A 12,568-nucleotide genomic window follows, 5' to 3' on the forward strand; every position below is an offset into this window, starting at 1 on the left:
GCTACACGACGATGCTCAGCACCATGACCAGCGCAAAGCCGACGACCGAGATGACGGTCTCCATCACGGACCACGACTTGATCGTCTCCCCCACCGTCAGGCCGAAGTACTCCTTGACGAGCCAGAACCCGGCGTCGTTGACATGGCTGAAGAACAGCGAGCCGCACCCGATGGCGAGGACGAGGAGGGCCAGGTGGCTGGTGCTGAGCGTGGACGCGAGCGGGCCGACGATCCCCGCCGCGGTGATGGTCGCCACCGTGGCGGACCCGGTGCCGAGCCGGATGAGCACGGCAACGAGCCAGCCGAGCAGGAGCACGGAGATGTTGACCCCGGTGGCCCAGTCCTTGATGACGTTGCCGACGCCGGCGTCGATGAGCGTCTGCTTGAAGCCGCCACCGGCGGCGACGATGAGGATGATCGCTGCGATCGGCGGGAGGCTCGCGCCCACCGACCCGCTGGCCTCCTCCTTCGTCATGCCGGAGCGCAGGCCCAGCGCCAGGTAGCAGAACAGGACCGCGATGAGGAGGGCGACGGTGGGGGTGCCGAAGAAGTCGACGACCTTGCGGACACCGCTCTTCGCGTCGGTCACGAGGAGCTTGGTGATGGCGTCGATGAGCATGAGCGCCACAGGCAGGGTGATGCCGACGATGGCGGCGCCGAAGGACACCCGTCGCCGGCCCGGAGCCAAGGGGGCCTCGAGGTCGTCGAACGTGGCGACGGGCCCGGCCCGCCGGGCCGTGCGCGCGGCATCCTCGTTGCCCGGCGCGCCTCGTGCCGCCTGGGGGCCCGGCCGTGCGGGATCCCCGCCGGCCCGGACGCCCTCGGGCTCGCGCCGATCCCGGACCCCCGCGGCCCCGGCGCCGCTCGCGACCGTCACCGGAACTCGCGTCTCGGTGTCGACGAACTTGGGGACCCAGCGATCCACGTAGCGGGCGAGCACGGGCCCCGCGACGATGACCGTCGGGATGGCGATGATGATGCCGTAGAGCAGGGTTCGGCCGAGGTCGGCGTTCAGGAGGCCGATCGCCGTCAGCGGTCCCGGGTGCGGTGGCACCAGACCGTGCAGGACGGACAGTCCGGCGAGGGCGGGGATGCCGATGCGCATCAGGGACAGGCCGGTCCGGCGGGCCACGAGGATGATGACCGGGACGAGGAGGACGACCCCGACCTCGAAGAACAGCGGGAGGCCGAGGATCGCTGCGATCGCCGCCATGACCCACGGCAGCCGCCCGGGCCCGACGCGGCCCACCATGGTCGACACGATGCGGTTGGCACCGCCGGAGTCCTCGAGCAGCTTGCCGATCATGGCCCCGAGGGCGATGAGGACGCCTACGGAGCCGGCCGTGCTGCCGAAGCCGTCGAGGAAGCTCGCGACGATGTCGCCCGGCGGCATGGTCGCCACGGCGCCGAGGACGGCCGAGCCGAGCATGAGCGACAGGAAGGGGTGGACCTTGGCGACGGTGATGAGCAGGACGACGGCGAGGATGCCGAGGATGCAGGCGGCGACGAGCTGCCCGTCACCCGCGTAGGGCACCTTCGGGGGATCCGCCGGCAGGGCGAGGACGAAGGACTGGGGTGCAGTAGTCGGGTGCAGGATCATGCCGTGGCGTCCTTTCGCAGACCGAGGGCGGACAGGGCTCGGGCGAGCACCTGGGCTGCGGTGCCCTCGTTCGTCACCGTGGTACCCGGTTCGTCGTCGTCCAACGGTTCGAGCGTCGCGATCTGGCTGGGCAGGAGTGAGGCCGGCATGTAGTGCCCCGCACGATGCTCCATGCGGTCGCGAATGACGTCCGGGGCGGCGGTGACATGCAGGAAGCGCACGTGCGGGCGGCCGCGACGCAGGAGGTCGCGGTAGGCGCGGCGCAGCGCCGAGCAGGTCACGACGGCCGACTCCCCCGCCGCCTCCTTGGCGCTGATCCAGCTGCCGATCGACTCGAGCCAGGGCCAGCGGTCCGCATCCGTGAGCGCCTGCCCGCTCCGCATCTTCGCGACGTTTGCCTCCGAGTGGAACGCGTCCCCCTCGGCGAACTCCCACCCCATGACGGTGGAGATGCCCTTGGCAACCGTCGTCTTGCCACTGCCGGACACCCCCATGACGATGACGACATCGGGAACGGTGGTCGGCCTCACGGCCGCAGCTTCGTCGACCATGCTCACGAACCTAGCCCGACTTCCCGGCCGGAGGGCGGGTCCGCCGCTCGGGTTGAGCGGCGGACCCTCCGAGGGCGACCGGGTGACCCGGTCGCAGGCTCAGCCTCCGTAGCCGCTGACCGCGCTCAACCAGGCGGTTCCGGCAGGTGACCCGACACCGGTGACCTCGTCGTAGCCGGGCCTGACGTGGATCGTCAGCGGCTCGTCCCAGTCGAAGGTCCGGGTGATGTAGGTGTATCCGTCGGTGCCGTTCTGGGAGTTGACGAAGTTGACCCGGATGGCTCCCGGGTACGTCGAGCGGAGGCTCTTCGTCACGTCGTACGACACGGTGCGGGCCGCGTACAGGGCCGGGTTCGCCAGCCCGTAGCTGCCGTGGTTCTGGACGGCCAGGGCGAACATGCCCGCGTACAGCGGCGAGGACAGGCTCGTGCCCCCGATCCGGTACTCGTCGTAGTAGGTGCCGTCGGAGAACCGCTGGGTCTGCCCGACGAGCATCCCGGTGTTCGGGTCACCGAGCGCCGAGACGTCCGGTACGACGCGGGCCGCCGGGGCGGTTCCGTGGTAGGTCGCGATGCTGTTCGGCACGACGCCCTGCTGGTACCACGGCTGGGCGAACAGCCGGCTGGTCCCGCCGCCGCCGCCGTAGAGGTAGGACAGCGGTCCCCACGACGACGCCGTCCTGCTCCACGTGCTGGTTCCCGTCTGCCAGCCGAGCTCGAACAGGCGGGTGTCGGCCTGCGTCACGCCCATCGAGGTCCCGCCGACCGCGGTGACCCACGGGCTCGACGCCGGCCAGTCGGGACTCGGCGTGGCGGAGGCGTCGCCGAAGGTCTCGTCGCCGCTGTCGCCCGAGGAGAAGAACAGGCTGATGCCCTCCGCTGCCGCCTGGATGTACGTGTCCTCCTGCGGCTTGACGTAGCCGGGAGGCAGCGCCTCGCCGGCGTACCCGTAGGAGTTGGTGACGATGTCGGCCAGGTGCCGGTCGACCACCCTGTTCATGACGGCGTCGAGGTCGCGGTAGTTGTTCGGCGAGCCCACGTAGACGATGTCTGCACCCGGGGCCATGGTGTGCACGGCCTCGATGTCCAGGGTCTCCTCGCCGCTCCAGCCCTCCGGGTCCTGTCGCGGGTTCTGCGGGCGGACGAAGGTGCCCGGCGCGACGACCTGGCTGAAGTGCCCGGCGATCGGCGGGAGACCGTGCCTGCGTGAGTACTCGGTCACGTCGTTGACGACGGTCGGCGAGGCGTAGGCGTCGATGACGGCCACGGTCACGCCCGTCCCGTCGTTGCCCGAGCGGATCGCCCCGGTCAGGCCGTACGCGCCCTGCAGCTGGGTACCGGCGTACCCGCACGGGGCGAAGGCCGTGACGGAGTGGGCCGTCACGGTGCCGGCCGCGTTGTCCGACCACGGGCCGGGCGTCAGCACCGTGCCGTCGGGGGTGGGTGTGTTCGAGATCGTCTTCTGGCCCCAGTACTGCGAGCACGGCGGGGCGTTGCGGAACCCCGCGGGCGGCGATGCGTCGGTGTGGACGAGGTTGGCCGACTCGTCCAGCCCGATCACTCCCTGGATCGAGCTCAGCGCGGAGGGCACCGACAGGGCGGACGTGTTCGACCGCATCGTCTGACCCTTGTAGCGGAACGTCGCGAAGGAGGTGTGGAACGCCGTCGACGCCGCCGCGACCGTGCCGACCGCCTCGACGTACTTGTTGTTGTCGGGGACGACGCCGACCGTGAAGCCCTGGCTGCGCAGCCACGACTCGACCCGCGCGACGTCGGCGTCCGTCGGGCTGAACCTGGCACGGAACTGGGCGGGAGTGAGGAACTTGCCGTAGAGCGCGCTGCCCTTGGTGGAGACGGCACGGGCGTACGCCATGGCGCCCGCGGCGTCGTGGTTGCGCAGGTAGACGCGGAAACCGACCCGCTGTGAACCACTGGCCGGACCGACCCGGTGGGCCGCCGTGGCCCAGGTCGGCAGGCTGCCGGGCAGCGCGGTGCTCCCACCGCTGGTGCCGGCCGCCGAGGAGGCGATGCCGGCGCTCGTCACCAGGGCGGCCACCGCCACCCCGACGAGCGGGATCCTTCGAAGCGATCGCACGTGTGCTCCTTTGTCGGAACCCAGGGCCGCGGACTGCTTCACGACCACGTGGAGATGCGATCTCAGTGGACTCCCTGCCGAGCCCGTTGACAAGCCCTGCGCCAGCGGGACCACCGCCCGCAACGCCGTCAGGGCCCGACGGGCGATGGTCGACGCGGACGCCGGCGCGCGACGGCACCGGCGGTGGGGGCGCGCCGTCGTGCTGCCCAGGCCCACCGCCGGTGCCGGTCGCGACGCCGAGCGTCGTCGCGACCGGCGTCTCAGCCCTCCGAGATGGCCTTGACGAGGTCGCCGGCCGCATCGTCGGGCAGTGCCCGCGCCAGGTCGGCCTGGCTGAGCATGCCGACCAGCTGATGGCCGTCGATCACCGGGAGGCGCCGCACCCGGTGCTCGCTCATGGTGCGCAACGCCTCTTCCAAGGAGTCGTCCGCACCGATGGTCACGGGCTTGCCCTCGGCGAGTGAGCCCGCCGTCGTCGACTCGGGGTCGAGTCCCTCGGCGACGACCTTGATGACGATGTCACGGTCCGTGACCATGCCCTTGAGCCGGTCGTCGGTCCCGCAGATCGGCAGCGAGCCCACCTGCAGCTCCTTGAGTCGCTGGGCGGCCTCACGGATGGTGTCGTTCTCGCCGATGCACTCCGCACCGGCGGTCATTGCTTCGCGTGCTGTAGTCACAGGCGTCCTCCTTCGGAACCAGTTCGGACTCAGCCCGGTGCCCGAGCGCGCGGTGCACCGAGCCGTCAGCTCCCATACCCACCCGTCCCCGACCCTGGCGCCCCACCCCACCCCCAATCGGCACCGAACGACTCGTTCGGTGCCGAGAACGCCGGTGCACCGGGGCGTTCGAGCCCCGGAGGCGCGTTCGCGACCGAACGACTCGTTCGGTCGCGCATCGCGCCGGCGGTGCGGGGGCCCGCTCGGGTGCGGCCGGCTCGAGTGCTCGTCCCGCCACGGTTCATTCCGCAAACACCGCGCGCACCCGCGGTTCCGTGCCAGTATCGGTTCAGCCCGATTCGAGGCTTTTGTGCAAAGACACGGGGATGCATGTCTCGAGTGCGACGAACTGAGTGGGTCCCTTTCCGCAGGGCGGCCATCGGATGCGTCGTCGTGGCCGTGGCGCTGGCCGCCTTCGGCCTGACCGGCCGCGGCAGCCAGACAGTCGTCCGGGCCGTCAGCGACGCGGGGTTCGTGCTGTTCTCGGTCTTCGCGGGCGGTGCGTGCTTCCGTGCGGCCCGCCTCCGGGGGCCCGGACAGCGCCTCCCGTGGTGGCTGCTGGGCGCCGCTGCGACGTGCTACGCCCTCGGCAACACGGTCTGGTTCTACTACCAGGTGCTGGCGCCGGACGCGCAGACCTATCCCGGGCCCGCTGACGTCTTCTTCGTCGCAGTCGTGCCGTTCGCCATCGGGGCGATGCTGACGCTTCCGAGCCGGGAGCTGACCCCGGCGGCGCGGGTGCGGTCCATCGCGGACGGGCTCGTCGTGGGCGCCGCGCTGTTGTTCATCAGCTGGATCCTGGTCGTCGGGCCCCTCTTCGAGCAGCTCGGCGACGTGACCTGGATCTACCTCGCGGTCTACCTGATCTACCCGCTCGCCGACATCGTCATCATCTCGATCGCCACCGGCCTCGCCATCCGTGCGGCGGGCCGCGAACGCCTTCCCATCCTCCTCGTCGCTGCCGGGTTCGTGTCGATCGCCTGTGCCGACACTGGAATCAGCTACCTCGCGCTCCAGGGGAAGGACGCCGCGGGAAGCGGCCTCGACCTCGGCTGGACCGTCGGCTACATGCTGCTCGGTCTGGCCGCTCTCGCGCCCTCGCGCCGTGCGGACGTCGCCGAGGACCGCGTGGACCCGCGCGCCCTCGCGCGCGAGCTGCTGCCCTACCTGCCCGTGGCGGCCGTGCTGGTCGTCGTCGCCGGGTCGCCGGGCCTGCTCGCGGACCGAGTCCTCGTCGGCGTCCTGGTCGCCGTCGTTGCCCTGCTGGTCTTCCGGCACATGCTGACGCTCGCGGACAACATCCGGCTCACCGGACACCTGGAGGACACGGTGCGGCGGCGCACCCAGGCGCTCGAGCAGCTCACGCACCAGCACCGCTCCATCCTCGACGGGGCGGGCGAGGGCATCGTGGGTCTCGACCGGCTGGGGCGGCTGACCTTCGTCAACCCGGCGGCGGCGGCGTTGCTCGGGCGTCCGCCGACCGAGCTCGCCGGCCGTTCCCTCCACGAGGTGACCCAGCCGCTCGACGCCCGCGGCGAGCCCGGGCCGGCAGCGTTGGACCCGGTCGCGCAGGCTCTCCTCGACGGTCAGGTCCGCGCCGTGACCGACGCGACCTACCGCCGGGCGGACGGCACCTACTTCCCCGTCGAGCTCACCGTGGCACCGACCCGGGACTCGGAGGAGGTCACCGGCGCGGTGCTGATGTTCCGCGACGTGACCGAGCGTCGGGAGGTCGACCGGATGAAGGACGAGTTCGTCTCGGTCGTCAGCCACGAGCTGCGCACACCACTCACGTCCCTGCGGGGCGCCCTGGGCCTGCTGCAGGGCGGGTTGCTCAAGGACGCGGAGCCGAGGGCACAGCGCATGGTGCACATCGCGGTCGAGTCCACCGACCGTCTGATCCGTCTCATCAACGACATCCTCGACGTCGAGCGGATCGCCTCGGGCAAGCTCGCGCTGCACCGAAAGGCGTGGTCGGTCAGCGAGCTCGTGGCCCGCGCCGTCGAGGAGATGACCGGGCTCGCCGCGCAGGCAAGGGTTCGGCTGCAGGTCGGCGAGGTCCGAGGCGCCGTGGACGCGGACGCGGACCGCATCGTCCAGACGCTCACCAACCTGCTCTCCAACGCCGTCAAGTTCTCGCCAGCCGAGGGCACCGTCCGGATCACCGCCGCGGAGACGGACAGGGAGGTGACCGTCACCGTCAGCGACGAGGGAGACGGCATCCCAGCGGACCATCTGGAAGCCGTCTTCGGACGGTTCGCGCAGGTGGATGCCTCGGACAGCCGGGAGAAGGAAGGCAGCGGTCTCGGCCTGGCGATCTGTCGCGGCATCGTCGAGCAGCACGGCGGGCGGATCTGGGCCCTCAGTGAGCCCGGCTCGGGCGCGACCTTCTGCTTCACGCTCCCGATGGTCGATGCCTCCGACCCGCTCGGGGCGCCGGACGCGATCCGACCGGTCCCACCGGTCCTCGTCTGCGAGGACGACCCCGCGACCCGCGCCGTCATCTCCGAGCTGCTCCGTTCCGAGGGCTATCGGGTGGTCGGCGCGGGATCCGCCGAGGAGGCCCTGACGCTGGCTCTCCGGGAGACGCCGGCCGCGGTCCTGATGGACCTGGCCCTGCCGGGACAAGACGGTTGGACGGCCATCTCGGCACTGCGGGCCGACGAGCGGACCCGCGATGTCCCGGTCATCGTCATCAGCGGCACCGAACCCGGACGCGTGCCGACCGATGTCGTCGCCTGGCTGACCAAGCCCCTCGACATCGCCTGGCTGCTGGCCGAGCTGAACGTCGCGGTCGCGGACGGCGGCGCGGGACCCCGCCTGCTCATCGTCGAGGACGACCCGGCGTTGACCGGCGTGCTCGTGGCGCTCTTCGCCGAGCACGGCGTGACCGCGGTGGCCGCGCACACCGCCCGGGACGCCCTCCGGCTGAGCCAGGAGATCGCGCCCGACCTGCTGCTGCTCGACCTGCTGCTCCCCGACGGTGACGGGTTCGACCTGGTCGACTGGCTCCGCGAGGACCCGAGGCTGTGTCGCGTGCCTCTGGTCGTCTACAGCGCGCTGGAGCTCGACGAGCACGACAAGCAGCGACTCCGTCTCGGTCCGACGCAGTTCTTCACGAAGGCGCGGACGAACCCGGCCGATGTGCAGCACCAGGTGCTGCAGCTCCTCGACGCGGTGGTCACGGGAGGCACCCGATGAGCCGGCGAGTGCTCATCGTCGACGACGACGACGCGATCCGTGAGGTCGCCCAGGCCAGTCTCGAGATGGTGGCCGGGTGGGAGGTCACCGCGGCCTCCAACGGCATGGAGGCGTTGACCATGGCAGCCGCCGACCCACCCGATGCCATCATCCTCGACGTGATGATGCCCGTCATGGACGGGCCCACGACCTTCGCCCGGCTGCAGGACGATCCACGCACGCGCGACGTGCCGGTCGTGCTGCTCACCGCGAAGGTGCAACCGGCCGAACGGCGGCGGTGGGACGGCCTGGGCGTGGCGGGCGTCCTCGCCAAGCCCTTCGACCCGTTCTCCCTGTCGGTGCAGGTCTCCCAGCTGCTCGGGTGGGACTCGTGAACGCCACAGGTCCCCGTTCCGACGGCTCACCGGCCGGCGGGGCCGGTGCCGGGCCGAGCGCCGCCGAACGGCTGCAGGCCATCTACGACCGGGCCCGCGCGTCCTTCACCGAGAACCTCGACACCATCGACACGGCCGTCGAGCACCTGGCGGGCGACGTCCTCGACGAGGAGGAGCGGCACGCGGCCGAGCGCGCTGCGCACCGGGTCGCGGGTGCAGCGGGAACGGTGGGCTTTCCGCAGGCCACCGCACCGGCCAGGCAGCTCGAGGACGCGTTCGCCGAGGGCCCCCGCCCGGGCGACGTCGCCGTCTTGCGAGGCCAGGCGGCCGCTCTGCGCCAGGTCCTCGCGGGCGCGGCCGCGACCGACGACGAGTAGCCAGGCCCAAACTCTTCCCGTCAACTGTTGACAGTCTTCCGTCCCGCTCTCTACTCTTGCGGCAACGACCGAAGAGAGAGGGCTGCCTTCAATGAGCGCTCCGCAGTTCCCCCCGACGCACTCCCCGGCCAGCGACAGAACCTGATCAGCTCCGACCACCCCGGGCCTGGCAAGCAGCCCCCACCAGGCGCCAGTGGTCAGCGGGACCTCCCCCATCGCGCCGACCGAAGCCACCGGCATTCGGCGTGCCCGGATGCAGACCCGCGCAGAGTCCGTGACAAGCCACTACCCGGTTACGGCAGCGGCCCGCATCCCTCGGCGCGCCCCTGCGCACCGAGGACATGGAGCGACCTCCTCGCCGCGACGACGACGTCGACGCGCGGGGGGCTGGTCCTGCCTGACGACGAGTAGGTGAGTCCAGCGCGGGGTCGCAGGCGACAGCGATGTCACCGACCACGGAGAAGTGGCGCACCTCCACCGAGCGGATCGCTCGTGCCCGCCGCGGCAGCTGGCCACCCAGCACGGACCTTCGACCACCCAGCAACACACCGAGACCCACCCGGGCGAGAGTGAGCTCGCCCGCGAAACAAGGAAGTTGGACATGACCCGTATCAATGGCGCTACCACCGAAGGAAACCAGACAATGAGCATCAAGCGACGCGTATGCCTCGCGGCGTTGGCTCCTGTGCTCCTGCTCTCGGCCGCGGCGTGCAGCTCGTCGGCCGCCGGGGGTACGACCGACGCCGCTGGTGCGGCTCCGACCGGGTCGGTGCCGGCGGTTCAGGTGGACCCGGCGGCGGTCAAGCTGTTGCCGGCGGCGGTCAAGGAGCGCGGCACGATCTCGATGGCCGCGGACCTGCACAACCCGCCCACCTCGTACCTGGACACCGACAACAAGACACCGGTCGGGTACAACGTCGACATCGCCACGCTCCTGGCGAAGACGCTCGGACTGAAGCTCGAGATCAAGAACGTCTCGTTCGACACCATCATCCCCGGCCTCTCCGCCGGTCGTTTCGACTTCACCGCGACGAACATGAGCCCAACCCCGGAGCGGCTCAAGGTGCTGGACATGGTCACCTACTGGTCGGCCGGGTCGTCGCTGGTGATCGCCAAGGGCAACCCGCTCAAGCTGAGCATCACGGACCAGATGACGCTGTGCGGACACAAGATCGCGGTGGTGACCGGCTCGACCCAGGCCGAGAAGTACCTGCCGCAGATCTCGGACGACTGTCAGGCCGCGGGCAAGCCGGCGGTCGACGCGGTGGTCCTGCCGGACGTGCAGGGCTCTTTGACGCAGCTGGCCTCCAAGCGGATCGACGGCGTCTTCTCCGACACCGCGCCGTTGGCGTGGGCCGCCAAGCAGCAGCCGCAGGCCTTTGAGCTGTACCCGCAGCGGTACAAGAAGAAGGTCGGCAACAACATCGTCGCACTGGGGACCGCGAAGACGTCAGGGCTGGGCCCGGCGCTGCACGCGGCGATGCAGTCGCTGATGGCCGGCCCGGCGTACAAGGCCACCCTGGACAAGTGGGGCCTGGGCACCGGCGCCATCTCCAGCTCCGAGCTGCTGAAGTAACGCCATGGCCGGTACGACGTTGCGACACAGAGGTCCGACACCCCCCACCGGCCCCACCGGCCCCACCGGCCCTACTGGGCCGGCCGGCCCCGCCGGCTCGGTGCCGGCGGCGGCCGACAAGCCGCGGCTGCACCGCCGCGGGCTCTGGGAGTATGCCGCGTGGGCGCTGTGCGTGCTGGTCGTGGCCGGCCTGGCGCGCACCCTGACCAGCAACGAGCACTACGAGTGGGACGTGGTCGGGCAGTACTTCACCGCCCCCACCGTGCTCAAGGGCCTGGGCCTGACCCTGGTGCTGACCGCGCTGACGATGTTCTTCGGGACCATCCTGGGGCTGCTCATCGCGATCCTGCGGGTGTCCAAGGTCCGCCCGGTGCGGCTGCTGGCCTCCGGCTACATCACCTTCTTCCGCGGCACCCCGGTGCTGGTCCAGCTCATCTTCTGGTTCAACATCGCCGCGCTCTACCCGAACATCAGCATCGGCATCCCGTTCACCGACATCTCCCGCGCCGTGGACGTCAACGCCCTCATGTCGGCCACCACCGCGGCCATCGTCGGGCTGTCCCTGAACGTGGCCGCCTACCTGGCCGAGATCATCCGCGGCGGGTTCGCCTCCGTCGACAAGGGCCAGCTCGAGGCCGCCGACTCCCTGGGCATGAGCGGACGGACCAAGCTGTGGCGCATCATCATCCCGCAGTCCATGCCCACCGTCATCCCGGCCGTCGGCAACCAGGTCATCGGCATGTTCAAGGAGACCTCCCTGGTCAGCGTCCTCGGGGTGGCCGAGCTGCTGCAAAGCGTCCAGCTCATCTACGCCCGCACCTACCAGACCATCCCGCTGCTGATCGTGGCCTGCCTCTGGTACCTGCTCATGACCCTGGCCCTGAGCTACCCCCAGTCCCTCATCGAGAAGAAGTACTCCCGCACCAGGACCCGCGCCACCACCGGTGCCGCACAGCCCCCACTGCCGCTGGACGCCACCCTCGGAGGTGAAGCCCGATGACCGGTGCGACCAACAGCAAGACGACCAGCAAGCCGACCAGCCGGACGACCGGCACACCGGACGGCACACCGGACCGTGCGATGGACCGTGCGGTGGACCGCCCGGACGGGGTGGGCACGGTGTACGCCCACGGCCTGCGCAAGTCCTTCGGCCAGCGGGTCGTGCTGGACCGGATCGACCTGGACGTGGCCTGCGGGGAGATCGTCTGCCTCATCGGCCCCAGCGGCTCGGGCAAGTCGACCCTGCTGCGCTGCATCGACGGCCTCGAGGAGATCGACCGCGGCATCCTGCGCGTCAACGGCGAGGACCTCGGCTTCCGCGAGCACGACACCGCCTACCAGGCCCTGACCCGCAAACAGGTCGCCGCCCAACGCACCCGCATCGGGATGGTCTTCCAGTCCTTCAACCTCTTCCCCAACATGACCGCCCGCGAGAACGTCATGTCCGGCCCGGTCCTGGTCAAGGGCACCCCCAAGGCCGAGGCCCGCGAGCGGGCCGAGGCCCTGCTGGCCAGCGTCGGGCTGCAGGGCCACGGCGAGCACTACCCCTGGCAGCTGTCCGGCGGCCAGCAACAACGCGTCGCCATCGCCCGCGCCCTGGCCATGGACCCCAAGGTCATGCTCTTCGACGAACCCACCAGCGCCCTGGACCCCGAACGCGTCGGCGAGGTCCTCGCGGTCATGAAAGACCTCGCCCACCGCGGCATGACCATGCTCGTGGCCACCCACGAGATGGGCTTCGCCAACGAGGTCGCCGACACCGTCCTGTTCATGGACGGCGGCCGCATCGTCGAACAAGGCCCCCCCACCCAGGTCCTGGGCAACCCGAAGGAACCCCGCACCCGCAAGTTCCTCGACAAGGTGCTCTGACCCACCCACACCGGGTACGAGGGTCGCGACCCAGGGATCAGTGTCTCTGTAGAATGTCAACAGGCTGCGGTCAGGCGCCACCGGCTCCTGACCGCAGCCCGAACAACCTGTGGACAGACCATGCCGTGCCAGCACGGTGCACCGGGGCCGAGCCCCGGCTTACTGAGGGGAGCTGCGCCGTGGCGCGGAACACCGTTTCGTCAACATCGA

The 12,568-nt window shown here is 70.6% G+C and carries 10 protein-coding genes; 6 read left to right on the forward strand and 4 right to left on the reverse strand.

From position 1 onward, the window contains the following. Window position 1: 1 nt before the first annotated feature. The 4 genes from AC1VM9_RS02945 to AC1VM9_RS02960 form a co-directional block, all read right to left on the reverse strand. Window positions 2-1,600 carry a GntP family permease gene (locus tag AC1VM9_RS02945; protein ID WP_483121057.1) on the reverse strand — a complete coding sequence of 533 codons (1,599 nt, stop codon included), beginning with the start codon at window positions 1,598-1,600 and terminating at the stop codon, window positions 2-4. Continuing rightward, the gene (locus AC1VM9_RS02950) at window positions 1,597-2,151 is read right to left on the reverse strand and encodes a gluconokinase (RefSeq protein ID WP_483121059.1); all 555 of its coding nucleotides are present in this window, start codon (window positions 2,149-2,151) and stop codon (window positions 1,597-1,599) included. Before AC1VM9_RS02950 ends, AC1VM9_RS02945 begins: the two co-directional genes overlap by 4 nt. Before the next feature lie 99 nt (window positions 2,152-2,250). Further along, a complete protein-coding gene (locus AC1VM9_RS02955) occupies window positions 2,251-4,245 on the reverse strand; it encodes a S53 family peptidase (RefSeq protein WP_483121060.1) in 1,995 nt (664 codons plus the stop codon). A 260-nt stretch (window positions 4,246-4,505) separates the two neighbouring features. Then, window positions 4,506-4,922 (reverse strand): CBS domain-containing protein, encoded by a 417-nt coding sequence (locus AC1VM9_RS02960; protein WP_481341818.1) that lies wholly within the window; start codon window positions 4,920-4,922, stop codon window positions 4,506-4,508. Window positions 4,923-5,354: 432 nt separating this feature from the next. On the opposite strand from AC1VM9_RS02960, the gene AC1VM9_RS02965 reads away from it, so the two are divergent. The 6 genes from AC1VM9_RS02965 to AC1VM9_RS02990 all read left to right on the forward strand — a co-directional run bounded on the left by AC1VM9_RS02965 (window position 5,355) and on the right by AC1VM9_RS02990 (window position 12,358). Further along, entirely contained in the window at window positions 5,355-8,162 is a 2,808-nt protein-coding gene (locus tag AC1VM9_RS02965; protein WP_483121063.1) for an ATP-binding protein, read from the forward strand. Beyond that, a complete protein-coding gene (locus AC1VM9_RS02970; protein ID WP_481343809.1) occupies window positions 8,159-8,536 on the forward strand; it encodes a response regulator in 378 nt (125 codons plus the stop codon). Before AC1VM9_RS02965 ends, AC1VM9_RS02970 begins: the two co-directional genes overlap by 4 nt. Continuing rightward, the gene (locus AC1VM9_RS02975; RefSeq protein WP_483121065.1) at window positions 8,533-8,913 is read left to right on the forward strand and encodes an Hpt domain-containing protein; all 381 of its coding nucleotides are present in this window, start codon (window positions 8,533-8,535) and stop codon (window positions 8,911-8,913) included. The genes AC1VM9_RS02970 and AC1VM9_RS02975 overlap by 4 nt, the downstream gene beginning before the upstream one ends. A gap of 643 nt (window positions 8,914-9,556) precedes the next feature. Beyond that, entirely contained in the window at window positions 9,557-10,489 is a 933-nt protein-coding gene (locus AC1VM9_RS02980; protein WP_483121067.1) for an ABC transporter substrate-binding protein, read from the forward strand. 100 nt (window positions 10,490-10,589) lie between these two features. After that, window positions 10,590-11,489: an amino acid ABC transporter permease gene (locus tag AC1VM9_RS02985; protein WP_483121069.1), complete on the forward strand. Its 900-nt coding sequence runs from the start codon at window positions 10,590-10,592 to the stop codon at window positions 11,487-11,489. Window positions 11,490-11,569: 80 nt separating this feature from the next. Further along, the gene (locus AC1VM9_RS02990) at window positions 11,570-12,358 is read left to right on the forward strand and encodes an amino acid ABC transporter ATP-binding protein (protein WP_483123957.1); all 789 of its coding nucleotides are present in this window, start codon (window positions 11,570-11,572) and stop codon (window positions 12,356-12,358) included. Window positions 12,359-12,568 lie beyond the last annotated feature (210 nt).

This window comes from Monashia sp. HAY1-11D (genome assembly GCF_056868035.1).